Source organism: Thalassolituus sp. UBA2590 (genome assembly GCF_002339775.1).
Classification (GTDB): domain Bacteria; phylum Pseudomonadota; class Gammaproteobacteria; order Pseudomonadales; family Oceanobacteraceae; genus Thalassolituus.
On record NZ_DDKU01000108.1, the window covers coordinates 27,903 to 50,722 of the forward strand.

Annotated in this window: 26 protein-coding genes; 19 read left to right on the forward strand and 7 right to left on the reverse strand. The window is 52.1% G+C overall.

Going from position 1 to position 22,820, the window contains the following annotated elements; all coding sequences use genetic code 11:
• Window positions 1-22: 22 nt before the first annotated feature.
• From B2067_RS09685 to arsC, 3 genes are read right to left on the reverse strand one after another with little or no spacing between them, the layout of a single operon-like run.
• Window positions 23-376 carry a DUF2069 domain-containing protein gene (locus tag B2067_RS09685; RefSeq protein ID WP_301388290.1) on the reverse strand — a complete coding sequence of 118 codons (354 nt, stop codon included), beginning with the start codon at window positions 374-376 and terminating at the stop codon, window positions 23-25.
• The gene (gene wrbA / locus B2067_RS09690) at window positions 373-978 is read right to left on the reverse strand and encodes an NAD(P)H:quinone oxidoreductase (protein ID WP_301388291.1); all 606 of its coding nucleotides are present in this window, start codon (window positions 976-978) and stop codon (window positions 373-375) included. The genes B2067_RS09685 and wrbA overlap by 4 nt, the downstream gene beginning before the upstream one ends.
• On the reverse strand, window positions 978-1,328 hold the full coding sequence (gene arsC, locus B2067_RS09695; RefSeq protein WP_301388292.1) for an arsenate reductase (glutaredoxin): 351 nt from the start codon (window positions 1,326-1,328) through the stop codon (window positions 978-980). Before arsC ends, wrbA begins: the two co-directional genes overlap by 1 nt.
• Before the next feature lie 69 nt (window positions 1,329-1,397).
• Here arsC and B2067_RS09700 point away from each other — a divergent pair, with 69 nt between their 5' ends.
• From B2067_RS09700 to B2067_RS09765, 14 genes are all read left to right on the forward strand, one after another.
• Complete coding sequence (locus tag B2067_RS09700; protein ID WP_301388293.1) at window positions 1,398-2,603, forward strand: YihY family inner membrane protein; 1,206 nt, start codon at window positions 1,398-1,400, stop codon at window positions 2,601-2,603.
• A 49-nt stretch (window positions 2,604-2,652) separates the two neighbouring features.
• Window positions 2,653-4,017 (forward strand): DUF3422 family protein, encoded by a 1,365-nt coding sequence (locus B2067_RS09705; RefSeq protein WP_301377534.1) that lies wholly within the window; start codon window positions 2,653-2,655, stop codon window positions 4,015-4,017.
• Between the two features lie 118 nt (window positions 4,018-4,135).
• Complete coding sequence (locus B2067_RS09710) at window positions 4,136-4,567, forward strand: hypothetical protein (protein WP_068441210.1); 432 nt, start codon at window positions 4,136-4,138, stop codon at window positions 4,565-4,567.
• The gene (locus B2067_RS09715) at window positions 4,548-5,384 is read left to right on the forward strand and encodes a hypothetical protein (protein ID WP_273088737.1); all 837 of its coding nucleotides are present in this window, start codon (window positions 4,548-4,550) and stop codon (window positions 5,382-5,384) included. Before B2067_RS09710 ends, B2067_RS09715 begins: the two co-directional genes overlap by 20 nt.
• A 34-nt stretch (window positions 5,385-5,418) precedes the next feature.
• A complete protein-coding gene (locus B2067_RS09720) occupies window positions 5,419-6,300 on the forward strand; it encodes a DUF4892 domain-containing protein (RefSeq protein WP_068441204.1) in 882 nt (293 codons plus the stop codon).
• A gap of 47 nt (window positions 6,301-6,347) precedes the next feature.
• A complete protein-coding gene (locus tag B2067_RS09725) occupies window positions 6,348-7,280 on the forward strand; it encodes a patatin-like phospholipase family protein (protein ID WP_297532185.1) in 933 nt (310 codons plus the stop codon).
• Between the two features lie 39 nt (window positions 7,281-7,319).
• Window positions 7,320-8,255, forward strand: a complete 936-nt coding sequence (gene prmB, locus B2067_RS09730; protein ID WP_301377529.1) for a 50S ribosomal protein L3 N(5)-glutamine methyltransferase — start codon at window positions 7,320-7,322, stop codon at window positions 8,253-8,255.
• A 19-nt stretch (window positions 8,256-8,274) separates the two neighbouring features.
• The gene (aroC, locus tag B2067_RS09735) at window positions 8,275-9,375 is read left to right on the forward strand and encodes a chorismate synthase (protein ID WP_301388294.1); all 1,101 of its coding nucleotides are present in this window, start codon (window positions 8,275-8,277) and stop codon (window positions 9,373-9,375) included.
• Window positions 9,376-9,459: 84 nt separating this feature from the next.
• Window positions 9,460-10,623 (forward strand): MFS transporter, encoded by a 1,164-nt coding sequence (locus tag B2067_RS09740; protein ID WP_301388295.1) that lies wholly within the window; start codon window positions 9,460-9,462, stop codon window positions 10,621-10,623.
• A 19-nt stretch (window positions 10,624-10,642) separates the two neighbouring features.
• Entirely contained in the window at window positions 10,643-10,885 is a 243-nt protein-coding gene (locus B2067_RS09745) for a DUF6489 family protein (protein WP_076516000.1), read from the forward strand.
• 186 nt (window positions 10,886-11,071) lie between these two features.
• The gene (locus B2067_RS09750; protein WP_068436212.1) at window positions 11,072-11,464 is read left to right on the forward strand and encodes a phasin family protein; all 393 of its coding nucleotides are present in this window, start codon (window positions 11,072-11,074) and stop codon (window positions 11,462-11,464) included.
• Between the two features lie 101 nt (window positions 11,465-11,565).
• Complete coding sequence (locus B2067_RS09755) at window positions 11,566-13,377, forward strand: PHA/PHB synthase family protein (RefSeq protein WP_301388296.1); 1,812 nt, start codon at window positions 11,566-11,568, stop codon at window positions 13,375-13,377.
• Window positions 13,378-13,476: 99 nt separating this feature from the next.
• Window positions 13,477-13,920, forward strand: a complete 444-nt coding sequence (locus tag B2067_RS09760) for a hypothetical protein (RefSeq protein WP_068436209.1) — start codon at window positions 13,477-13,479, stop codon at window positions 13,918-13,920.
• Window positions 13,910-14,185: a YheU family protein gene (locus B2067_RS09765; protein ID WP_084188860.1), complete on the forward strand. Its 276-nt coding sequence runs from the start codon at window positions 13,910-13,912 to the stop codon at window positions 14,183-14,185. Before B2067_RS09760 ends, B2067_RS09765 begins: the two co-directional genes overlap by 11 nt.
• 10 nt (window positions 14,186-14,195) lie before the next feature.
• Here B2067_RS09765 and mnmC read toward each other — a convergent pair whose 3' ends face one another.
• Window positions 14,196-16,187 (reverse strand): bifunctional tRNA (5-methylaminomethyl-2-thiouridine)(34)-methyltransferase MnmD/FAD-dependent 5-carboxymethylaminomethyl-2-thiouridine(34) oxidoreductase MnmC, encoded by a 1,992-nt coding sequence (gene mnmC / locus B2067_RS09770; protein ID WP_273088756.1) that lies wholly within the window; start codon window positions 16,185-16,187, stop codon window positions 14,196-14,198.
• Window positions 16,188-16,257: 70 nt separating this feature from the next.
• Between mnmC and B2067_RS09775 the strand changes: the two genes are divergently transcribed.
• Window positions 16,258-17,139, forward strand: coding sequence for an AEC family transporter (locus B2067_RS09775; RefSeq protein ID WP_076516006.1), 882 nt, complete (start codon window positions 16,258-16,260; stop codon window positions 17,137-17,139).
• A 45-nt stretch (window positions 17,140-17,184) separates the two neighbouring features.
• On the opposite strand, the gene B2067_RS09780 is transcribed toward B2067_RS09775, so the two are convergent.
• From B2067_RS09780 to B2067_RS09790, 3 genes are read right to left on the reverse strand one after another with little or no spacing between them, the layout of a single operon-like run.
• On the reverse strand, window positions 17,185-17,766 hold the full coding sequence (locus B2067_RS09780; protein WP_414716535.1) for a peptidylprolyl isomerase: 582 nt from the start codon (window positions 17,764-17,766) through the stop codon (window positions 17,185-17,187).
• Window positions 17,767-17,798: 32 nt separating this feature from the next.
• Window positions 17,799-18,461 carry a TIGR04211 family SH3 domain-containing protein gene (locus tag B2067_RS09785; RefSeq protein WP_068436203.1) on the reverse strand — a complete coding sequence of 221 codons (663 nt, stop codon included), beginning with the start codon at window positions 18,459-18,461 and terminating at the stop codon, window positions 17,799-17,801.
• Between the two features lie 52 nt (window positions 18,462-18,513).
• Complete coding sequence (locus tag B2067_RS09790; RefSeq protein ID WP_076516008.1) at window positions 18,514-18,813, reverse strand: YciI family protein; 300 nt, start codon at window positions 18,811-18,813, stop codon at window positions 18,514-18,516.
• 77 nt (window positions 18,814-18,890) lie between these two features.
• On the opposite strand from B2067_RS09790, the gene B2067_RS09795 reads away from it, so the two are divergent.
• The 4 genes from B2067_RS09795 to B2067_RS09810 all read left to right on the forward strand — a co-directional run.
• Complete coding sequence (locus B2067_RS09795; RefSeq protein ID WP_139325823.1) at window positions 18,891-19,814, forward strand: PHP domain-containing protein; 924 nt, start codon at window positions 18,891-18,893, stop codon at window positions 19,812-19,814.
• A 38-nt stretch (window positions 19,815-19,852) separates the two neighbouring features.
• On the forward strand, window positions 19,853-20,476 hold the full coding sequence (locus B2067_RS09800; protein WP_068439569.1) for an L-threonylcarbamoyladenylate synthase: 624 nt from the start codon (window positions 19,853-19,855) through the stop codon (window positions 20,474-20,476).
• A 100-nt stretch (window positions 20,477-20,576) separates the two neighbouring features.
• Window positions 20,577-21,593 carry a tryptophan--tRNA ligase gene (locus B2067_RS09805; protein WP_068439571.1) on the forward strand — a complete coding sequence of 339 codons (1,017 nt, stop codon included), beginning with the start codon at window positions 20,577-20,579 and terminating at the stop codon, window positions 21,591-21,593.
• A gap of 130 nt (window positions 21,594-21,723) precedes the next feature.
• On the forward strand, window positions 21,724-22,820 hold a 1,097-nt coding region (locus B2067_RS09810), incomplete at its 3' end, for a tryptophan--tRNA ligase (RefSeq protein WP_301388297.1).

The following is a 22,820-nucleotide window of genomic DNA, read 5'->3' on the forward strand; positions in this document are numbered from 1 at the left end:
AGTTTAATCGTTCAGCTTAAGCCTACTCTTCTGCTTTCTTCCAGCGTGTAAACATCAGCGAAGCGATGAACAGCAGGGCAATGGTCAGAACCTGAAGCCACATCCAGATACCCGCGCCAGTCGCGATGATCACGACAAAATAAAACATGGCCATGTACGAGAGCCAGGAGGCTGCGTAGTGCGATTTCTTGATGATGCCCGGAATAAATAGCAGTAAGGGTATGCACTTCACGAGCCAGAACATCAGCGTGGCTCCGACAATGTCCTCGTCGCCTTTAACGTGTTCAGGCGCCCCCGCGTAGGTTCCTGCCAACAGAAGCCCGAAGAGACCGAGATAACAGAGCACCATTGCCCACCATGCGCGGTTTGACTTCATTCGTCTGCTCCAGACAGGCGTTTCGCCAGTGTTGCCATACGTGCGCCCTGAGCTTTACACAACCCAATTTCCTCTTTGCTTAACTCGTGATCGCCGTTCGGGCCCGCCCAATGCGTAGCGCCGTAAGGGGTACCGCCTGAAGAGGTGGTGGATAAACCGGCCTCACTGTAGGGCAGGCCAACGATGACCATTCCATGATGCATCAAAGGTGTCATCATGGATGTCAGTGTGGTTTCCTGGCCACCGTGTAACGACGAAGTGGAAGTAAACACACTGGCCGGTTTATCGATCAGAGCACCGGTCAGCCAGAGGTTGCTGGTGGTATCGAGGAAATATTTCAGCGGTGCAGCCATGTTGCCAAAGCGGGTTGGGCTGCCCAGTACCAGACCTGAGCAGTGCTTGATGTCGTCGAGAGTGCAATAGACTGCGCCGTCGTCTGGCACTGCCGGTGCCGTTGCTTCAGAGACCGGGCTGACTTCTGGCACAGTGCGTAAACGGGCCTCCAGTCCGGCTGATTCGATACCGCGTGCAATCAGCTTAGCCATTTCGGCAGTTTTGCCGTGGCGGCTGTAATACAGCACCAGAACATAGGGCGTAGCCATTAAATAATCTCCAGTACCTGCTCTGGTGGGCGGCCTATGCGAGCCTGGTTACCCTTGATCACAATAGGGCGCTCAATCAGCTTGGGGGATTCGATCATCGCCTGAATGATGGCGTCGTCAGAGACGTTTTTATCATTCAGACCATGTTCTTTATATTCGGCTTCTTTGGTACGGAGAAGCTCACGCGGCGTGATGCCGAGCTTATCAATGACCGCTTTCAGGGTCGCTGCATCGGGTGTTTCTTTCAGATACTCGACCACCGTTGGCTCGACGCCGTTTTCTTGTAAAAGCGCCAGTGTCTGGCGGGACTTGGAGCAACGGGGATTGTGATAAATGGTAATATCGCTCATGCTTTTTCTGAATTCCGGTAGACAGTCATTTGGTCGCCATTGTAACAAGGATACCCGTTAAGGATACCTATGAAGCCGAGTTTTATCCCTGAACCAGCCCATGTCGGACGCGTTTTATGGCAGACACTTAAACGTTTCGAAAGCATGGAGCGTCGCAAAGAAGCTGCCGCTCTGACCTACACAACGCTGTTCGCCCTGGTGCCTGTGATCACCGTCAGCTATTCCATTCTCAGCGCCATTCCGACACTGCAGGAGTGGGGGCAGGATGCGAACCAGCAGCTGCTCAGTTATGTTCTGCCGCAGGGCAGTGAAGTGATTACGGATTACCTGCGCCAATTCAGTGAGCAGGCGAGACAGCTGACCTGGATTGGTATCGCCGCTTTATTTGTGACCTGTATTTTCCTGCTACAGACCATTGAAGGGCAGTTCAACCGAATCTGGAACGTTGAAAGTTCGCGTTCGAAAATTCAGACATTTTTCCGTTACTGGGCTGTATTGAGCCTTGGGCCGTTGTTGTTTGGTGCCGGTGTAGCCACATCTTCTGTTCTGGCATCAATGCCGCTGTGGGAAAACTCTCCCGGTGGGCCGCTGACTATTCTGGCGCGGCTTGTTCCGTGGCTATTGACCACCGGCGCAGTGACTGTGGTTTATCTGATGGTGCCGAATTGCAAAGTCCCCGTGCCTCATGCGTTGATAGCCGCCGTCATCGTTGCCTCGGCCTTTGAATTGGGCAAGTTTCTGTTCAGTGGTGCTCTGGGGCTTTTTCCATCATACAAGCTGATCTATGGCGCGTTTGCTGCTGTTCCGCTGTTTTTGCTATGGATCTATGTATCCTGGATGCTTCTTCTATTGGGCGCTGAGTTGAGCTACGGCCTGAGCCATTATCGTCGGCCTGGTGCAGGGCGTCATCCGGTGAATGAGCGATTGCGACTGGCAGAAATTCTGATCAAAGCCCGGAGTGGTGAACCTCTAAATCGCGAGCTGGATATCCGGCGCCAATTGGGTGACGTCGATGCAGGGCGAGTTACCAATATGCTTAATGAATTTCGCAAGTCGGGTTGGGTTGTATTCACGGAGGAGGGGCGCTGGGCCTGGGTTCGGGCGCCTGAGACCATTAAAACCTCTGAGTTCTTTGCCGGGCAGACATTGAAGGAACTATGTAAGGCCAATGCCGGAGATGCCAAAAAGCTGGTGAAATTACGCCAATGGCAAAACGACTTTAGCTCAGAGTTTGACGAACGCTTTGACGTACCGCTCAGTGAGTTACTGAGTTGAGTCAGTGGAAAGCAGTAAGAATGATGAGCAAATACATCGGGAGACAGGAATGAAACATGCGATACAGGAAGTAGCCAGTGAGGCGGGCACGCCCGAGATCAGCGCTCCGGCGGTCTCGCTACGAGTGCATCCGCAGAGATCATCACTGTATGAGGAGTTACATAACCGGCCATCACCAATCATTGAGGGTGGCTGTCAGGTTACTCACTTTACGGTGATGCTCGATAATAATCGCGAAGAGATTCTTGAGCACGTCAATGACCTCTGCCGCCGCTACAGCGTGCCGGCGCCGGGTAACGACTCCAGTTGCCTGTATCAGGATTTTGGTGGGTTTGAGCTGCGCTGGGAACGCCATCTGGAATTTGCGAACTTCACCTTTATCAGCAAAGACGCAGCCCCGTTTTCTGACGATGCTCTGGCGTTTATTCCTAAAGACTGGCTAGCCAGCATGCCCGGAGAATTAGTCGTAGCCGTTAATCTGGTGATGGTTGAATCGTCACCCAGTGACGTTGACCTGAAGCGCTGGTTCGAAGGTCAGCGTGTGTCAGGTTCAGAAGTCGCTGAGAATAAAGCCCAGGTCTGGACCGCGTTTAAGCTTCATAGCGACGGATTTGGGCGTATCGTCGCCTGGAACCGGGATCTCAATGCTTATCAGGCCGGTCGCATGGTACAGCGGTTGTGTGAGCTGGAAACTTACCGCCTGATGTCATTGCTGGCTCTACCTGTAGCCCGGGAAATGGGCGCAGAATTGTCACGTATCGAGGACAATCTGGCGACTCTGAATTTGAGTATCTCAGAAATCGACAAAGACAAAGATGAGCGCGAGCTGCTGCAGGAACTGTCGCATCTGGCGGCAGAAGTCGAGCGCCATCGCTCTGACACAAACTTCCGATTCTCAGCTTCAGTGGCCTACCACGATCTGGTCAGAGACAGGATCAAACAGCTGCAGGAAGTCCCAATGGATGGTGTTCAGAGCCTGCAGGAGTTCCTTGAGCGTCGACTGACGCCAGGCATCAAAACCTGTAACTCGGTCAGGGATCGTCTTGAGGATTTGTCGCGTCGTATTCACCGGACCACAAGTCTGCTGAGAACACGAGTCGACTTGTCGATTCAGGAGCAGAATCAGCACCTGTTATCCTCCATGAACCGTCGCAGTCAGTTGCAACTGAGATTGCAGCAGACGGTGGAAGGGCTCTCGGTGGTTGCTATCGGCTACTATCTGTTGTCGTTGCTGGAAATAGCATTTAATGGCCTGAAAGCGGTAGGGGTACCTATCGATGTCAGTCTGGCGAAGGGCGTAGCGATGCCTGTGGTGCTGTTATTGGTGCTGCTCGGTGTTCGCAGCGTCCGAACGCATATTACACGACGGAACCGGGCTGCTGACGGAAACAGCGGAAAATCAGAGCGGCAGTAAACTGACACTGTGCGGTAAGAAACGACCGCATATCTTTTTATCTATCTGATTTTTAAAGGATTTGTTATTTTGGCTTGCTAATTGCTGAATCCTCCTCATCTTCAGTGGAGGATGCAGTATGCTGAATTGGTTGCCTGAACATATACAGAAGCCGGTGGCGTCGATACCAACCACCGGCACTCCTCATTCTCTTGTCCGTCGTTCAGCGGATGTATTGGCTCTTCTTATTCGCGATGCGCTGCTGGCGGGCGATCATGAGAGCGCATTCGCACTTGCCGGAGTACGTGATGTACTCAATGGTCTGAGTAAACCGACAGATCCTCTTCGTCGACGTGCCGAATCTGACGCATATGACTTTATTGCCGACTACACTGAAAGTCAGGCAGAGGTTGGAGTGCGCGGGCAGGCTCTTGCAGATCTGAAACTCGTTGCTGATGTTCTTGCAGCAACCGATATCGCCCGTAAACAGGAAGCAGCCTCTGGGCAACTCTGCAGTTTTGCCCGTGTTGAAGAGATTATCGGAAATTTGTATGCGAAAAATAACGACTAGCCTGCTGCTGTCATTGGCAGCACTTCAGGCAAATGCGTCCACCTTTCAATGGGGGCAGGAAATTTCAGGGGCGCCCGACAGCGGCGTAGGTACACGATTTGCGACCAGCACCGTTGCGATTTCATTGCCGCTTGAGCGGGCTGACCGTGGCACAGAATCTCTGACTTCTGATGTGTCTCTGGAGTTAACTGAATTCCGTTGGGAAGGCGCGAATGCCGCAGAGGGTGAATACATCTGGTTATCTGTGCCAATTAAATACCGACAGAAACGCACTGGCAGCACTGAGTTTCACCTGATGGCTGAGCCCGGCGTCATGACGGACCTCGATGCTGTTGGTACTGAGAATCTCAATCTGAACGTTGAGGTCAGTGGCCGGACTTACACGGGCCGCACGACCTTCTGGCAATACGGTATTGTGGTTGACCGTAAATTTGGCGACCGCAAACCCCGGCCGCTTCTGGCGCTGGCCACCAAGCTGACCTCCGATACTGAAATGTGGTTGGGTTTTCCCAGGTCGAATATTCAGACCCGATGGAGTCAGGAGTTCTCAACCTATGCCCGCTTCTATCCTGACGGTGGTTACTGGAAAGAAGAAGTCGATGATCTGACCCCAGCAAAGGTAACGACCGTCTCTTATACGAACTGGAGAATGGGTGTTGGTGCAGAGTTTCGCTGGCGCAATGGCGTGTGGCTGAATGCCGAGATTGGTCAGCTAAGAAATCGTACGATCAGAGCGACCGACAGTACCGGAGTTGAAGTCAGTGCAGACCCGGCTGAAAACGGTTACTGGCAGCTGGGTGCCAGCCTGAGATTCTGATACATTGGGCAGAGTGTCACATAACAGGTTGCTTATGCTTCTCTTTGCCCGCTACACCCGGTTTTATCCTCTACTTTTGGCGGTACTTTTCGCTTCTGTGATGCCTGCGGGTGTCTCTGCAGCACCGCCACCATTCCCCGACAGTGAATTAATCGAACGCTCTGAAGAGAGCGTTTCACGCTACAGGCTTGTACTTTCTGAGCTGAAGCACCAGCGCGCAGATACCTTTGGAGAGCGCGAATTGCGTGTCTCCGGAGAGCGCGAGCGTTCCGTTTATAATTTGCCGGACGGCGTAAGTCTCGAAGAGGTGAGAGTGTACTTCCGGCGCCAGACCGACGGTCAGAGAACACTGTATGAGTGTATTGGTATTGATTGTGGTAGCAGCAACTTCTGGGCAAACGACGTGTTTGATCTGTCCAGTCTGGTTAGCCGCGATAAAGACCAGGCGTATTTCGTAACCATTGAGCCATACGCTGATACCCAGAAACTGACCATGGTGTATATCTCCATGCGCGGCGGGCGTCAGCCGAAAGTTCTGATTGATCAACTGGTCACCAGGACACCCTTGAAAATTGGGCAGGTTACCCAGGACGAAGTTCTTGCATCATTGTCCGTGACGTCGGGCTGGCTTCCGGGCTTTGTAGCAGACAGTCGTGGCGTGAACGTTACCGAAAGCCAGATTCTGTTTGATGCAGTTCAGGGGCTTTCTGTTGGTCTGAAGACGCGCCTGCACCTGATGGTGCATTGTTATGATGGTGCACATATCAAGGACACATTAGAATGCTCTGAACGTTTGGCCGAGCAGGTACGCAAAGCGTTGCCGGGCATTGATGTCAGAGCGCATGGGGCGCTAACTCCAGCTCCTACCGCGGACCGCCGACCGGCCGTTCGCTTTACGTTCTGGCCGGGCCGTTAAAGCAGATAAATGCCAGCTTTGGCCTGGCGATAGGACTAGACAACCCGATGAATCAGTCAAAGAAAACCGTCGCTCTCGCGTTGGGGAGCGGTGGCGCACGTGGTTATACCCACATAGGCGTTATCCAGGCGCTTGAAGAGCGTGGCTACGATATCGTGAAAATTTCCGGCTGCTCAATGGGCGCCATTGTCGGTGGCTTTTATGCAGCAGGAAAACTTCCCCAGTATCGTGACTGGGTCACCAGCCTTGGCTACATAGATGTGCTGAAACTCGTCGATTTCAGCTTGCTATCCGGTGGCGCTATCAAGCTTGAGAAAGTCTACGGTGTTATCAGTGAGCTGCTAGGCGAGATCAATATTGAAGACCTGGATATTCCCTACACCTCGGTGGCTACCGATCTGAAGCATGAAAAAGAAATCTGGTTCCAGCGGGGTTCATTGGTCGAAGCAATGCGTGCTTCTGCTGCGATTCCAACCATTCTTGAACCCGTCATCACCGACACCATGATGTTAGTGGACGGCGCGGTATTGAACCCCTTACCTATTACCCCGTGCGTATCAGCTCATGCTGACCTGATTATTGCCGTTGATATCAATTCGGATGTGCCGACACCACAGAACCTCGTAAGAGATGTTGCGGAATCTGAAAGCGAAAAGAAAGCCTGGCTCAATACCGTTATGGATCGTGCTTCTGAGTGGCTTGGTAAGCGCACGAATGAAGCCCGTAAAGAAGCGAATGAGAATCTGGGAAAACTGGAGACCCTAACCCGTATGTTTGAGGTCATGCAGTCTTCTCTGAGTCGCTTTAAGACGGCAGGGTATCCGCCTGATCTGCTGATCCGTATTCCGACTGAAAGCTGTGAAATGTACGAATTTTATCGTGCACAGGAGATGGTTGATCTGGGCTATCAGATTGCTAACGACGCGCTTGATGCGTTCGAGCACGGCCACAGTAGTCTCTATGGTGAGCGCCGCTGCTGATCCTGATACAATAGCGCCTTTTTTGGACGGCCAGACCTGATGAAATTCGACCAACTTGCTCAGGAAGCTATCAATGAACTGTCTACGTTGCAGGATTTTGTGCGCTGGGCTGTGAGTCGGATGGCGGAACATGAGGTTTATCATGGGCATGGTACTGACAATCCGTGGGACGAAGCCCTGTACCTGGTTGCACACGCATTGAATCTGCCATGGCAGCTCGCAGATAACTGGCGTTCGTCGAAACTGACTCGCTCAGAGCGTGAACGTGTTGTCGATCTACTGAGCCAGCGGATACACGAAAAAGTACCGACACCGTATCTGACGGGGGAAGCCTGGTTCTGTGGTAAACCCTATCTGGTCGATGAGCGGGTTCTTGTGCCACGGTCGCCGATTGGTGAGCTTATTCAGGCACGTTTTTCGCCCTGGCTCCCTGACAGTGCAGAGCCGGCGCGTATCCTGGATCTTTGCACAGGCTCTGGCTGCATCGGTATTGCCTGTGCCCATGAGTTCGGCAACGCTCAGGTAGAACTGCTCGATATTTCGTTTGAGGCCTTAGAAGTGGCTGAAGCTAATATTGGCCTGCATGGCCTTGATGATCGTGTCTTTGCATTACAGTCTGACCTGTTTTCTGCGGCATCCGGGCGTTACGACATCATTGTGTCGAATCCTCCGTACGTCGATGCCGATGATATGGCGGAGTTGCCGAAGGAGTACCGCCACGAGCCTGAGCTTGCACTGGCGGCCGGGGATGATGGTCTGGATCTGGTCAGAATTATGCTGGCGGAGGCCCGGGACTATCTGACGGACGACGGTATCTTCATTCTGGAGGTCGGTAACAGCTTCCCGGCCTTACAGACGGCATACCCTCAGTTGGCTTTTGAGTGGCCCGAGTTTGAACATGGTGGGCACGGTGTCTGTGTTCTGAGAGCCTCAGACCTTGATGTATTAACTGAAGAATTAACAACAGGCGCGTGAGCGCTGCGACGGAAATCTTATGTCTGGTAACAGTTTCGGAAAATTATTCACAGTCACCTCGTTCGGTGAAAGTCACGGACTTGCCCTCGGGGCGATTGTTGATGGTTGCCCACCGGGTATTCCACTGACTGAAGAAGATCTTCAGGCTGACCTGGATCGTCGTAAGCCGGGAACCTCGCGTCACACGACTCAGCGTCGCGAGCCAGACCAGGTGAAGATTCTTTCCGGCGTTTTCGAAGGCAAGACCACAGGCACGCCGATTGGCCTGATTATTGAAAATACCGATCAGCGCTCTAAAGACTATTCGAACATTGCCAAAACCTTCCGTCCTGCACATGCTGACTACGCTTATACGCAGAAGTATGGTTTCCGCGACTATCGTGGTGGTGGTCGTTCATCTGCACGCGAAACCGCGATGCGTGTTGCTGCTGGTGCGATTGCAAAGAAAGTGCTGGCCGGAAAGGGCATTGAAGTCCGTGGCTACCTTTCCCAGCTTGGTCCTATTAAGGCTGAGGCCTTTGACTGGAGCGAGGTTCATAACAATCCTTTCTTCTGTCCTGACGCGAGTAAAGTGCCAGAAATGGAAGAGTACATGGATAAGCTGCGCAAAGAGTGTAACTCTATTGGTGCACGAATCAGCGTCGTAGCGACAGGTGTAAAGCCGGGTCTGGGTGAGCCGATCTTTGATCGCCTCGATGCAGATCTCGCTCATGCACTCATGAGCATCAACGCAGTGAAGGGCGTAGAAATTGGCGACGGTTTTGATGTTGTCGAACAGAAAGGTACTGAGCACAGAGACGAAATGTCGCCAGAAGGCTTCCTGAGCAACCATGCGGGTGGTGTACTTGGTGGAATTTCTACAGGGCAGGACATCATTGCGCATATTGCGCTTAAGCCAACCTCGAGTATGGCTCTGCCGGGGCGCTCTGTAGATACTGACGGTAATCCGATTGAAGTCATCACGAAAGGGCGTCATGACCCGTGTGTTGGCATTCGCGCGACACCGATTGCCGAAGCCATGATGGCCATCGTTCTTCTTGACCACCTGATGCGTGACCGTGGCCAGAATTCCGATGTTGTATGTACTACGCCAGTGATTCCAGGCCAGGCGCCGGAATAAACATCAAGATAAGTACTTCGACTACCAGCGGGCGCTTATGACCGCTGGTACCTTCACCTCATACGTTTTTCTGGTCGTCCGCTGATGCCAGTTACACCATCGCGCTTCGCCTTATTTTACGCCCTGTACTTCGCACTCCTGGGGTGTATTGCTCCCTTCTGGGGCCTGTATCTGAAACACCTCTCGTTCACTGCGGTCGAAATTGGCAGCCTCATGGCCTTGTTTGGCGTTGTCAGAATTCTTGCACCCAATATGTGGGCCGCTCAGAGCCGACGATTCCGTGGCCCGGTTCAGATGGTGCGAATGGCTGGTCTTCTTACTCTGGTTTGCTTTTCTCTGATCTACGCAACACAAAGCTTCTACGGCGTGGCTGCAGTTATGATCGCCTATGGCTTTTTCTGGGCAGCCATGCTGCCGCAGTACGAAGTACTCTGTATGCAGTCGATGGCGAATCAGGTCGATCGCTACAGTCGCGTTCGCATGTGGGGTTCCGTTGGCTTTATTGTCAGTGTGGTGTTGCTTGGCGCAGTGCTTCAGGCGTTAAGTATTTCAGTGTTGCCTGCGGTGATGTGGGCGCTCATGTTCTGCATCGTCGCTAATGCCTGGCTTATGCCGCATGTTAATCACCCCGTCAGACCTGAAAACCAGACAGACCAGCAGTTCTGGCGACGCTTGCTTAAGGGGCCTGTCGCAGGTTTTATTCTTGTTAATATCCTCCTGCAGTTGTCTTTTGGACCTTATTACACCTTCTTTAGTATTTACCTCGATGAAGCTGGTTACAGCGCCAGTCTGACCGGGGTTATCTGGTGTGTAGGGGTGATCGCCGAAGTTGTGCTGTTCTGGCAATTCGGACGCATTATGCATCTGCTTAGCTGGAGAGGCTGGGTCGTTCTGAGTCTTGTTCTTACAGCCGTTAGATGGATGTTGACCGGATACCTTATCGGGTCTCTCTGGGTGCTTCTGCTGTTGCAAATCTTACACGCGTTCAGTTTTGGCGTGATGCACGCAGTATCAATGCGTTATGTTCAGACACTTTTTCCGGATCATCTTCAGGGGCGTGCCCAGGCTTTATACAGCAGTGTCAGTTTTGGCTTAGGAGGTGCGGTGGGGGCCTGGGTCAGTGGCTTGCTCTGGGAGCCTCTGGGTGGCACGCTGGTGTTTGTGCTTGCAGGGGCAACCTCCTTGGCCGGTGCGGTCATAGCCTGGCTTAGTTTGTCCCCAGATGAGCAGCAACAGAGCCGCCAATAACCAAATAAAGGAACACGAAATGAAAGTGAATGTCACATTCGATATGACGCCAGAAGAATTCCGTCGTCTGCTTGGTTTACCCGACGTTCAGCAATTTCAGGCAGATGTGTTTGAACAAATGATGGAAAAAATGAAGGCGGGAGAAGATGGATACGATCCAATGAGTATCTATCAGCCAATGATGGAAAAAGGCATGAGCGCAATGACCAATTTTCAGCAGAATCTGATGTCTATGATGATGGCGGGACAGTCCAAAGACTGACGGAATTGGATAAATCCGGACACAGTGAGGGGCAATGTAAGCTTTGCTCATTGCGGTGCGGTTAAAGAGGTGCAATCACCGCTGTGACTGCTACTTTAATCGTACGGCTGTCACCCAAGTGTAATGTTACTTCTGCAGCATGTGGAAGTGATAGTTGTTCTTACCAACCATTGAAGGAGCAAGACCATGCAAGAGAATATTCTTAATGCATTCGCTGAACAGGCAAAAACGATGTACGCGCCTATGTCGAAGTTCAACAGTCTGTTCGTTGAAAATATGGAGAAGCTGACTGAGTATCAGATCAACGCGGTTAAGAGCTACGCTGAAATGGGACTGAGCCAGATGAAATCCGCGGCTGATGTACAGGACCTGGAATCAATGCGCACGTTCGCATCTTCTCAGGCTGAAGTTGCATCTGGCATGAACAAGAAAATCATGGAAGACGTTAAAACACTGTCTGACATGACTATGGAGTTCAAAACCCAGATGGAAGGCATCATGGAAGAGATGCGCAACACTGCGGCTGAAACTGCCAAGACAACTGCTAAAACTGCGGCGTCAAAAGCTAAAGCGGCTTAATCTGACGGGTGCAGTGAATAAGGCCACCCTTGCGGTGGCCTTTTTTGATTGGACGTCTTACCAACTGGGTTGTTTATTAATTACATGGAGATTGAACGTCGATGAGTGATGTGTCTGAGCAGCTGACGGCTGCAGTTAGCGATTATTTTGATATGGCTATACAGGCGGCGGAGCATACCGGCAAAGTTTGGGAAAAATTCATACAGCAGCCAACCTCGGCAGAAGACCCGGCAGCCTGTGTATTGAACGATTTCTCAGAAGCCCTTAAAGAACTGGGCGAAGCCATGATGGAGCACCCGGATAAACTTATCGATGACCAGATGGATCTGCTCAAAAAACAACAGGCGTTATTTCAGAACACCGTACTTCGCCTGATGGGTAAAGAGGTAGAGCCAATTGTCGAGCCCGAAAAAGGCGATAAACGATTCAGGAATGCCGAATGGGAAGCGAACCCTTTCTTTGATTATCTGAAGCAGCTTTACCTTATTCAAGGAAATACCCTGAAAAAGATGATCGATGACACAGACGGCCTTAGCGATAACGCACGACGTAAAGTTGAATACCTGATCCGTCAGTATACAAATGCGATGGCACCCTCCAATTTTGCCGGCCTGAATCCTGATGTGATCAATAAAACGCTCGAAACCGGAGGGGCGAACCTCGCTCACGGTATCGAGCAACTAACTGAAGATCTGGAGGCCAGTGCGAATGGCGCACTAAATGTTGCTATGACGGATACGTCGGCCTTTCAGGTCGGTGTGAACGTAGCAACGACGCCGGGTAAGGTGGTGTATCAGAATGAACTGATGCAGCTGATTCAATATTCGCCAACAACGGAAGAGGTTTTCAAGCGCCCACTTCTGGTCATTCCGCCTTTTATCAACAAGTACTACATCATGGACCTGCGTGAGAATAACTCGCTGCTTCGCTGGCTGGTAGGTCAGGGGCATACGGTGTTTGTTATCTCGTGGGTTAACCCCGGTCCGTCATTACGTGATAAAGGTTTTGATAACTATCTGCTGGAAGGCCCGGTTGAAGCGCTGAATGTGATTGAGCAGATTACCGGTGAAAAAGATGTTAACGCGATCGGTTATTGCCTAGGCGGCACTCTGTTATCGGCGGCTCTGTCTTACCTGAAGAAAAAGCGCAAAGAGCGTATTAAGTCGGCCACCTTTCTTGCGACACTGATCGACTTTTCGATGCCGGGAGAAATTGGCGTATTCATTAACGAAACGACCATCGCTGGGCTGGAAAAACAAATGGATATGCTCGGTTATTATGATGGCCGTCAGATGTCGTTCAGCTTTAACACCTTACGCGAGAATGATCTTTTCTGGTCTTTCTTTGTGAATAATTATCTGAAGGGCGAGCGTCCGGCTGCATTTGATTTACTGTACTGGAATACGGACAGTACGAACCTTCCGGCGCGCATGCATTCATACTATCTGCGCAACATGTATCTGAACAATCTTCTACGCGAGAAGAATGCACTGGAAATCGATGGCGTAAAAATCGATCTTTCTGCAGTTAAAGTTCCGACCTATTTCCTGTCGACGTCTCAGGACCATATTGCTCTGTGGAAAGCCTCTTACGAAGGAGCCAAAGTGCTTGGTGGAAAGCCACGCTTTGTCCTGGGCGGCTCAGGTCATATTGCAGGTGTTATTAATCCTCCAGCCGCCAACAAATACAACTACTGGACCAACGACTGCTTGCCTGAAGACAGTGATGAATGGTTCCAGGGCGCCGAAAGCCATCGTGGCTCATGGTGGCCGGACTGGGAGGCCTGGATTCAGGAGCAGGGTGGTGCGGAGCGTGTGCCGGCTCGTGAGCCCGGGGACGGTCCACTTGCAGCGATCGAAGATGCGCCCGGAAGCTATGTGCGTATGCGAATTCAGGACGTGGTCGGCCGTTGAGTGGTCTTTATAATGTTTCCATTCAGGGTGGCTCCGGCAGTTTCTGTTGGAGCAACTTTTGGGTATGATCAAAGCCTTAGTCAGCATTGAGAGAAGCTCGTGTCTCAGTTTGATCAGGAATCGATCGTTTACGGCGTGATACGCCACATTCCTTCCACAGAAGACCTCGCAGCCCGCCGCGAGCGCCGCACCAACTGGGGTGCGATACAGTCCTTGCCTGTTGGTCTGGATGATGACTTCTCCCTGCTTAAGCGTGAGATGTTCTCAATCTCTGGAGATGACATTTTCAGTGGGGCCTATCAGACGCAGATCATTCACTTCGCTGCCTCTTACCGTGCTGTAGAGTATGAGTGGGAAAGCTGGTTGCGCCAGTTCGAAAGTCTGCTGAAAGCGATGCACTGGGTTTCCGCCACGGTCCACCTGGAAACCGAACTCTCTGGTAAGCACACCTTTAACTGGCAGGCCGAGCACGGTCACACACCGTCAGATGCTGAATTGCGTATGAGTTGTGAGTGGGAGCGGGAGGGTGCTTTTGCAATCTGACTTTCACTCTGGCGATGGACAGGCGCCAGAAGAGGGTGTCATCCGCGTTCCCTACGACCGTCTTTCGGCCGACGCCCTGGACGGTATTATCGAAGAGTTTGTCAGCCGTGAAGGCACCGATTACGGCGACTATAACTACTCTTTTGACGACAAAAAAGAACAGGTTCGTGAGCAGATACGCCGCGGGCAGGTTGTCATCCTGTTTGACCCGGTTGGGGAAACCTGCCAACTGGCGCTTCTCGATCAGTTACCCCCGGGGCTTTGACCATCGGCTTTTATAATTTATTGCGGATTAAATCCCGCAATAAAAACCGGTTTGGCGCCAAAGCATCGACCACGGTTTGACTGGTACTGACGGCATCACCAGCCATCTGTTCGGCGATCAGTTCTGCGCATAAAGAAGAGGACGCCAGTCCTCGCGAGCCGTGGCCAATATTCAACCAGACTCCGCTCATCCAGGGCATAGGCTCACGAGGGATGCGCTTCGCGTTTTTGGTCATCGGGCGAAAGCGCTTTACGAATTCATCTTTAACAACCAGTGGCCCCGCCATCGGCAGGTAGTCCGGTGTTGTACAGCGAAAGCCCACACGGCCACCAATAATTTCAGCGGAGTTCGCAGCAGTTTCCCATTCAGCACCAAAATCACAGAGATGGCTCAGGTTGGTTTGATGATCCGAGTCCCGAAGCTCTGCTTCTTCATCTTTTAAGTTATAGGTAGCACCGAGTACGAGGCGCCCGTTGAGTGGCGGTGCCATGTAGCTGCGCGCACAGAGTACGGTATCTGCCGTTGGTAATGCATCAGCATTAAGATAAGTAAGCTGCCCACGAATTTTTTTGGTTGGCAGGTAGCTATGCTCACCAGCAAGTTCATTCGCTTGGTGGGCTGTTGCTATTACGATCGCAGAGGCATCAAGGTCACCAGAGTCTGTAGTAATGGCCAGTGCATTCTGTTCGCCGGTTATCCTTGTTACTGCGGCGGTAATAAACTGAATATTCGGGTGGTTGACGAGAGCTTTGCAGAAATCAGCCGGAGATACCCATCCGGCCGCTGGGAAGATCAGCCCTTTCTTTTCGCTATCAGACGCTACGAATTCAGCGGGTGGTTGATGCCGCTCTACAAAGCGTTGCTGACGCACTTCTTCTTTAGCGCTGTAGGCGAGCTGTAGTACGCCACAGGCATCCCAGGTTTTATTATTCTCTACTGGAGCTTCCAGCATACGCTCGACTTCTTTCAGAGCGAGCAGATAGGCCTGACGATAAAAATCAGAATGGGTTGCCTGGTCGTCTGCGGCCAGCTTTATGTAAAGTCCGCCTTGTGGATTCCCTGAGGCCCCATTGGCGATACCTTCAGGGTCGCACAGCGTGACCCGGAAACCACGCTCTGCCAGCGCTCGCGCTGTGGTGCAGCCAGAGAGACCAGCACCTGCAACGACGACTTTGCTGGCGTCTTTAAGTGGTGCAGGAAACAGTTGCCATGGTAGATGGTTATGCAACCGACTTTGCTCTGGGCCGGTGGTTGCCGCATACCTGCCTGCGAGCATTTCTCTTTTGCGGCCGAAGCCTGGTACTTTTGCGATGTTAAAACCGGCGCCTTTTAACCCTCGCCTGACCACGCCTGCTGCGGTAAAGGTCGCCACCGTCGGTATTCGATTTGAGCGAGGGTTTCTGCTAATGCGTCGAATCTCAGAAAACAGCGCGTCAGACCACATCGCAGGGTTTTTCGCTGGGGCAAAACCATCAAGAAACCAGGCGTCAACCGGGCCATTCAGTTGGGGGAGAGCAGAATGAACATCATCAAAAATCAGCGTCAAAGAGACCCGCTCATCCGGCCATTTGAGAGTATGGAATCCTCTTAATGCCGGAGGGTAAGCTTCAATAAGCCTGTCTGATAATTCCCTAAGCTCCGGCCACAGGGCCAGTGCTTTTTGCAGTTGATCACGGCTTAACGGGAATTTTTCGATGCTGGTAAAGTGCAGCCAGTTATTCTTGCCACGAGTGGATTGGAATGCCTGCCAGGTAGCAAGAAAATTGAGCCCGGTGCCAAAGCCGGTCTCAATAATGCGGAAGGGCGCCTGGTGGGACTGCCAGCGCTGCGGAAGGCCATTCTGTTTCAGAAAAACGTAGCGGGTTTCCTCTAAGCCGTTCTCAACTGAAAAGTATGGGTCGTCGAAGTCATCAGCCACCGGGAGCCCATGCTCGTTCCAGGTGAGGTCTGGATGCCTCAGAACCGTATCGGTATCACCCGTGGTTGTTTCTTTGATGCTCAAATTTCTCACCCGTCCGGTTTCTCGGTGCGTATTGTAATAAAGCTGACGAAGGAGCGGTATACTCCCGGCTATGATGATTGAAATAGCAACCGTACTCTTTCCTGTCGTGCTCTGTGCATTGCTGGGCGCAATATGGGCACATACCCGCACTGGCTACGACAGTGATTTTGTTTCCCGTCTGGTGCTGAATATAGGCGCGCCTTGCCTGATGTTATCGGTATTGGGCCAAGTCGATATTGACCCTCAGGTCTTCGGTCAGACAGCTCTGGCATGCGTGCTGGTAACGGTCTTGATGACACTTCCGGGCATCATAGTGCCGCGTATGCTGGGGGACAGTGTCCGCACGTATTTGCCGTCATTTCTTTTTCCGAACGTCGGCAATATGGGGCTTCCTGTTTGTATGCTGGCATTTGGCGAACAGGGCCTTGCGTTGGCACTGGCGTTTTTTATGATGTTGTCTGTCGCGCATTTCCCAGTAGGTATCCTGCTTGCAGGAGGAAAAGACGCCGGAGGACTAAGTGGTGTTGCGCGCATGCCTATTATGTATGCAATTCTGCTTTCCGTCATTCTCGTTATCAGCGGCGCGCGTTTGCCTGAATTTCTGAATAACGCGGTGGCCTTGATCGGTGGTATGACCATTCCCCTTATGTTGATTACTCTTGGTGTATCGCTCTATGGCCTGCAGGTGAGCGGGTGGGGGAAGGCATTTTTATACAGCCTGATACGGATACTCGGCGGTCTCGCAGCCGGGTTGCTTGTGTGCTGGTTTATGGAGCTCGAGGGCGTCGCTCGGGGCGTGGTGCTCATCCAGAGTTCGATGCCTGTGGCGGTATTCAATTACCTTTTTGCCGTCCGCTATAACAAAGAACCCGGCGCAGTGGCCGGGTTAGTGGTCGTGTCGACCTTTCTGTCGTTCGCATTCCTGCCGGTTCTTCTGGCAGTGTTACTTTGACAGACTCGCGGCTGACGACTGTGGGTCGATCATCCGCATAGGGCTTCAGTTTTCAATCAGAGGCGCGGGTGCTTCTTCGCTCTCTTTTTCAACGATGACAGCGCTGTTGATAATAATATCTTCTGCTGGCTGATCGCGGCGGCCGACGCGTGTTTCCGTAATCTTATCGACCACATCCATACCTTTAACAACTTCGCCGAATACTGCATAGCCGTAATCACGTACGCCATGGTCCAGGAAGGTATTGTCTTTTACGTTAATGAAGAACTGGCTGGTGGCACTGTCTACGCTTGCAGTACGAGCCATCGCAACAGAACCGCGCTTATTTTTAAGACCATTTTTAGCTTCGTTTTTTATCGCCGCACGGGTTGGTTTGCGGTTCATTGAGGCATCGAAACCACCCCCCTGGATCATGAAATTTTTAATTACACGGTGGAAGATGGTGCCATCGTAATGACCTTCTTCAACATAGGTAACGAAGTTTTCAACAGAAATTGGTGCTTTCTCTTTATCGAGTGCCAGCTCAATGTAACCTTCGCTGGTATTCAGACCGATGTGGACGGTCTCTTCCGCATTCGCGCTGAATACAGGAAGTGCCAGGAGTGCCAGCATTAAAAACTTACGCATGAAATTGTCCTTATTTATTAAATGTATCTGCATTATGCCCAGCCGCTGTTACTACGACGACCGCGGAGACCCGGTAGAATAAGACCACCGATAATACCTACGACAACCAGACCGCCGCCGTAGATCAGATAAGAGAGACTTCTGTCGCCACGAAGTTCCTGATTTTCCGCTGACAGTGTACTCACCTGAAGTTCCAGTTCCTGTGTTTTGCGGGTCAGCTTTCGTGCTTTTTCGTCAAGCGCGACCGCATTCTCTGAAATAGTACGGATACGTTCGAGTTCGCGTTCTAACTCTGTGCTGGAGCGACTGGCATCTGCGCGTTCAGACTTGGCCGTTTCGAGTTCTTGCGTCAGTTCTTCTACCTGGTTCCGGGCGGTTGTGAGTTCAGCTTTGATATTATCGAGTTCACGATTTGCCAGAATCAGATTTTCTTTGGCCACGGGTTCGTTAACCAGGTATTGAGTACGTACGTAACCTTCCACGCCTTTTGTTGTTTTCACGTGTGTGAAGTCACCTTCTTCGCCAAGGTAGATAAGGTGCTCGCCACTCTGAACGACTTTCAGAATCCGATACTCATTCGATGGGCCAGAGCGAAGCTGGATATACAGTTTGTCGGTTACATAACGCTTTTCGACAGCTTGTGCTGCCTGGCTGGCAAGCATGAGTCCGAGTAGCAGGCTGATCATGTACTTCATTGAGTCCTCCGTCACTGATCTTGTTGGTCTTCTTGGCTTCAGTGGGTACTGTTTAAGGTAATACTTTTTTGAACGGTTTGACGACGACGTGTGCGTACACGCCCGCTGCAACGTATGGGTCGGCATCTGCCCATGCCTGTGCTGCATCAAGTGATTCAAACTCAGCGACGACGAGGCTGCCGGTGAAGCCTGCTTCACCCGGGTCTTCACTATCAATGGCAGGGTGTGGGCCTGCGATCAGGAGTCGACCTTCGTTTTTCAACGCTTCAAGTCGTTCAAGGTGGGCGGGGCGGGCTTCTTTCCGCAGTGGCAAGCTGTTTTCTATGTCCCGACTGATAATGGCGTACCACATGTTACGGTTTCCTCGTTGTATCACTTATTCTGTTGTTCGGAAGGTTTGGACAGGTTTTCTCGCTCACAAGAGAAAATATGGCTCAAAATCGCTTATTCGCTATGTGGCGGCTGTGCATTTACAATGGTCTGCATTATGTCGTAAGCCACCCAGAGCGTCCAATCGTGAACTCCGTGATAGACCTTCACTGCCATACTACTGCTTCCGATGGCAGCCTGAGCCCAGCCGAGCTGGTGGAGCGGGCGTCAGAACGTGGCATTAAAACGTTGGCCATCACAGACCATGACACCCTCGAAGGGTTCCGTCAGGGACGTGATATGGCCGAAAAAAAGAATCTGCGTCTGATACCGGGGATCGAGCTATCCTGCGTGTGGGGCGGTGCGACGATACATATCGTGGGCCTGAACATGGACGTAGATTCTGCAGCAATGAAGGAAGCCGAGGCGTTTCAGTTGAAGGCGCGCAATGAGCGCTGTGAGTTAATTGCTCAGCGAGTCGGCAAAAAACTGAAGCAGGATATCTGTATGGACTCAGTGCGGGAGTATGCGGGCAGTGATATTGTGGGACGTCCGCATTTTGCCCGCTACCTGGTCGATCAGGGTTGGGTGCCTTCGATGCAGGCCGCTTTCACGAAATATCTGGGCTCGGGAAAAGTCGGTGACGTGAAAACCAGCTGGCCTGAACTTGAGCAGGTGGTGCGATGGATCGTTGATGCTGGCGGTGTGGCTGTTATGGCGCACGCGCATCTGTATAAAATGACGCGAACCAAGCTTCGTGCCTGCATGTCTGACTTCATTGAGGCAGGGGGCTCCGCCGTTGAAGTCGCTTACGGGCAGATGGACAACAATCAACGCGGTCAGATGACGACCCTGGCAAAAGATATGGGTCTGATGGGCTCATGTGGTAGTGATTTCCATGGGCCGAACCGTTTTGGGCTTGATCTGGGCGTTATGCCAGCGTTCCCTAAAGATGTCACGCCAGTATGGTCTTTGTGGCAATAAGCAAAGAGCCATCTAATTGAACTATTGAAGGATTTATTTTGAGCCAGTTTTTTCAGATCCACCCAGAAAATCCTCAGGCACGTCTTGTTAAGCAGGCGGCGGACATAATCCGTGAGGGCGGGCTGGCAGTTATTCCGACAGACTGCGCCTATGCGCTGGCCTGTCGCCTGGGCGATAAAGCCGCGACTGAGCGTGTTACAAGGCTGCGCCAGTTAGGATCTAAGCATAACTTCACTCTGTTGTGTCGTGATCTCTCTGAGTTGTCGACTTTTGCAAAGGTTGATAATACCGAATACCGGTTGCTCAAATCGCATACGCCAGGGGCATTTACCTTTATCCTCCCGGCAACCCGTGATGTACCTCGCCTGTTGATGCATCCTAAAAAGCGGACGATTGGTATACGTGTCCCTGACAACGCGATTGCGATGGCGCTGCTTGAAGAAATCGGCGAACCTCTGATGACGAGCTCGCTGATCATGCCCGGAGATGAGCTACCTCTTTCTGACCCGTATGACATCCGCGCCACGCTGGAGCATCAGCTGGATGTGGTCATTGATGGTGGTTTCTGCGGTTTTGAAGCGACGACCGTCGTCGATATGACCGGAGACGTTCCTGAGATCGCACGTCAGGGCGTGGGCGATGCCAGCGCCTTTGCCGAGTAAATTAAGTAAGTAATCCGCAGGTTACCGGCCCTGTGACTCACCGGTTAAAACCGCTATCATTGCGCCCTTTACGATTGAACGGATGTAACGGGTTCTTCCAATGAGCAAACAGCGTGTTTTAACCGGTATCACGACCACCGGGACTCCCCACCTGGGTAATTATGTCGGTGCTATTCGTCCGGCGATTGAAGCCAGCCGCGATACCAATAACGAGTCCTTCTACTTCCTTGCTGACTTCCATGCGCTGATCAAGTGCCAGGACCCTGCAGCTGTCCATCAGTCGACTAAAGAAATTGCCGCCACCTGGCTGGCTCTCGGACTGGACACAGATAACGCCGTATTCTATCGCCAGTCTGACATCCCTGAGATTCCGGAACTGACCTGGGTGCTTAACTGCGTGTGCGCGAAAGGGCTTATGAACCGTGCTCACGCTTATAAAGCTGCTGTTGATGCCAATGTTGAAGAAGGTGAGGACGCGGATAAAGCCATTACTATGGGGCTGTTCAGTTACCCTGTTCTGATGGCGGCGGACATCCTGATGTTCGGTTCAAACAAGGTACCTGTCGGTAAGGATCAGATTCAGCACGTTGAAATGGCCCGTGATATGGCGCAGCGCTTCAACCATATCTACTGCAAGAAAGAGCCATTGCTCACTTTGCCGGATTATCAGGTGGACGAAGACAGTGCCATTCTGCAGGGGTTGGATGGTCGTAAAATGAGTAAAAGTTACGGCAATACCATTCCTCTGTTTTTGCCAGAAAAGAAGCTGCAGAAGCATATCAATAAGATTAAAACCAACCTGCTTGAGCCGGGTGAGCCAAAAGATCCGGATACATCAGCCGTGTTCCAGATCTGGAAAGCGTTTGCGACTCAGGAGCAGACCGCTGAAATGCGTCGTGCTTTCGAGGAAGGTATTGGTTGGGGCGATGCCAAGAAGAAACTCTTTGCACTGATCAATGAAGAAATCGCCGAGGCCCGCGAGCGCTATGAAGACCTTCTTGCGCGTCCAGCCGACATTGAGGCTGAGCTTCAAAAGGGAGCTGAGAAAGCGCGTGCCGTCAGCAAGCCTATGCTGGCGCAGGTACGTGAAGCCATCGGTATTTCCGGTCTCAAGTAATTTTGAGCGGTAGCGGTGGTTACCAGAGCGTGACATCGCTGCCGAGTCAGCGTAAAAACGAATACATAAGAAGCAAAGAGAGGAAGCAGGCTTGAGTACAGTGGATCCGCAGAGGCGGGTGGTTTCCGGAATGCGCCCGACTGGCCCGGTACATCTGGGGCACTATCATGGTGTTCTGAAAAACTGGGTTAAGTTGCAACACGAGTACGATTGCTTTTTCTTTGTTGCCGACTGGCACGCCCTGACGACCGGTTACGCCTCCCCGGAAGACATCGCTTCAAGCACCTGGGAAATGGTGGTTGATTGGTTAGCCGCCGGCGTGAATCCTGGTGCCAGCCATATGTTTATTCAGAGTCGTGTGCCGGAGCAGGCGGAGTTGCACCTTCTTCTGTCTATGATCACGCCTCTCGCCTGGTTAGAAAGGGCGCCAGCCTATAAAGAGTTCATTGAATCTAACCGGGAGCAGGATAAGGCCAGTTACGGCGTTCTGGGTTATCCATTACTGCAAAGTGCAGATGTGCTTGCGTACCGGGCTGGTCTGGTGCCGGTGGGGGCGGATCAGACGCCACATGTCGAACTGGCCCGCGAAATCGCCCGTCGGTTTAATCATCTGTACGGTTCAGAAGAAGATTTTGCTGCCAATGCAGAAGCGGCAATCAGGAAGCTGGGCAAGAAGACCGGAAAGCTTTATACCGAGCTGCGTCTTGCACACACACGTCACGGCGATACAGAAGCTTTGGCAACGGCTCAGGCGCTGATTCGCGAGCAGAATAAGCTGACGCTGTCAGATAAAGAGCGACTGCTCGGGTATCTTGAAGGGGACAGTGTAGCCATCCTTCCGGAACCTCAGCATGTGCTGGCAGAGCAGGCGGCGAAAATGCCGGGGCTAGACGGACGTAAGATGTCCAACACCCACGATAATATTATTCCGCTGAGAGCGGAGCCGGAAACGGTTGAGAAGGCACTCCGTAATATGCCGACAGACCCCAACCGGGTGCGGCTTGCGGACCCTGGTACGCCAGAGGCCTGTGCTGTATGGCAGTTCCATCAGGTTTACACCGAAGGGGCTGAACTCATCGAAGTGCACGATAAGTGCAGCAGTGCTGGCTGGGGCTGTATTGAATGTAAACAATGCGTTGCTGACAAGATCATTGCTCAGCAAGCACCGATCAGACAACGGGGCCGGGACTTCGAAGAGAACATTGACCTGGTGCACAGCATCATCGC

What these genes read in the sequence shown, in the direction of transcription:
- B2067_RS09740 (WP_301388295.1), top strand. Translation starts at nt 9,460, where the DNA reads ATGCCAGTTACACCATCGCGCTTCGCCTTATTTTACGCCCTGTACTTC.
- prmB (WP_301377529.1), top strand. Translation starts at nt 7,320, where the DNA reads ATGAAATTCGACCAACTTGCTCAGGAAGCTATCAATGAACTGTCTACG.
- arsC (WP_301388292.1), bottom strand. Translation starts at nt 1,328, where the DNA reads ATGAGCGATATTACCATTTATCACAATCCCCGTTGCTCCAAGTCCCGC.
- B2067_RS09685 (WP_301388290.1), bottom strand. Translation starts at nt 376, where the DNA reads ATGAAGTCAAACCGCGCATGGTGGGCAATGGTGCTCTGTTATCTCGGT.
- B2067_RS09790 (WP_076516008.1), bottom strand. Translation starts at nt 18,813, where the DNA reads ATGTGGTACGCCATTATCAGTCGGGACATAGAAAACAGCTTGCCACTG.
- B2067_RS09775 (WP_076516006.1), top strand. Translation starts at nt 16,258, where the DNA reads ATGATGATTGAAATAGCAACCGTACTCTTTCCTGTCGTGCTCTGTGCA.
- wrbA (WP_301388291.1), bottom strand. Translation starts at nt 978, where the DNA reads ATGGCTACGCCCTATGTTCTGGTGCTGTATTACAGCCGCCACGGCAAA.
- B2067_RS09745 (WP_076516000.1), top strand. Translation starts at nt 10,643, where the DNA reads ATGAAAGTGAATGTCACATTCGATATGACGCCAGAAGAATTCCGTCGT.
- B2067_RS09725 (WP_297532185.1), top strand. Translation starts at nt 6,348, where the DNA reads ATGAATCAGTCAAAGAAAACCGTCGCTCTCGCGTTGGGGAGCGGTGGC.
- B2067_RS09715 (WP_273088737.1), top strand. Translation starts at nt 4,548, where the DNA reads ATGCGAAAAATAACGACTAGCCTGCTGCTGTCATTGGCAGCACTTCAG.
- B2067_RS09805 (WP_068439571.1), top strand. Translation starts at nt 20,577, where the DNA reads ATGAGCAAACAGCGTGTTTTAACCGGTATCACGACCACCGGGACTCCC.
- B2067_RS09710 (WP_068441210.1), top strand. Translation starts at nt 4,136, where the DNA reads ATGCTGAATTGGTTGCCTGAACATATACAGAAGCCGGTGGCGTCGATA.
- B2067_RS09700 (WP_301388293.1), top strand. Translation starts at nt 1,398, where the DNA reads ATGAAGCCGAGTTTTATCCCTGAACCAGCCCATGTCGGACGCGTTTTA.
- B2067_RS09720 (WP_068441204.1), top strand. Translation starts at nt 5,419, where the DNA reads ATGCTTCTCTTTGCCCGCTACACCCGGTTTTATCCTCTACTTTTGGCG.
- B2067_RS09780 (WP_414716535.1), bottom strand. Translation starts at nt 17,766, where the DNA reads ATGCGTAAGTTTTTAATGCTGGCACTCCTGGCACTTCCTGTATTCAGC.
- B2067_RS09755 (WP_301388296.1), top strand. Translation starts at nt 11,566, where the DNA reads ATGAGTGATGTGTCTGAGCAGCTGACGGCTGCAGTTAGCGATTATTTT.
- B2067_RS09785 (WP_068436203.1), bottom strand. Translation starts at nt 18,461, where the DNA reads ATGAAGTACATGATCAGCCTGCTACTCGGACTCATGCTTGCCAGCCAG.
- B2067_RS09705 (WP_301377534.1), top strand. Translation starts at nt 2,653, where the DNA reads ATGAAACATGCGATACAGGAAGTAGCCAGTGAGGCGGGCACGCCCGAG.
- aroC (WP_301388294.1), top strand. Translation starts at nt 8,275, where the DNA reads ATGTCTGGTAACAGTTTCGGAAAATTATTCACAGTCACCTCGTTCGGT.
- B2067_RS09795 (WP_139325823.1), top strand. Translation starts at nt 18,891, where the DNA reads ATGGCTCAAAATCGCTTATTCGCTATGTGGCGGCTGTGCATTTACAAT.
- B2067_RS09750 (WP_068436212.1), top strand. Translation starts at nt 11,072, where the DNA reads ATGCAAGAGAATATTCTTAATGCATTCGCTGAACAGGCAAAAACGATG.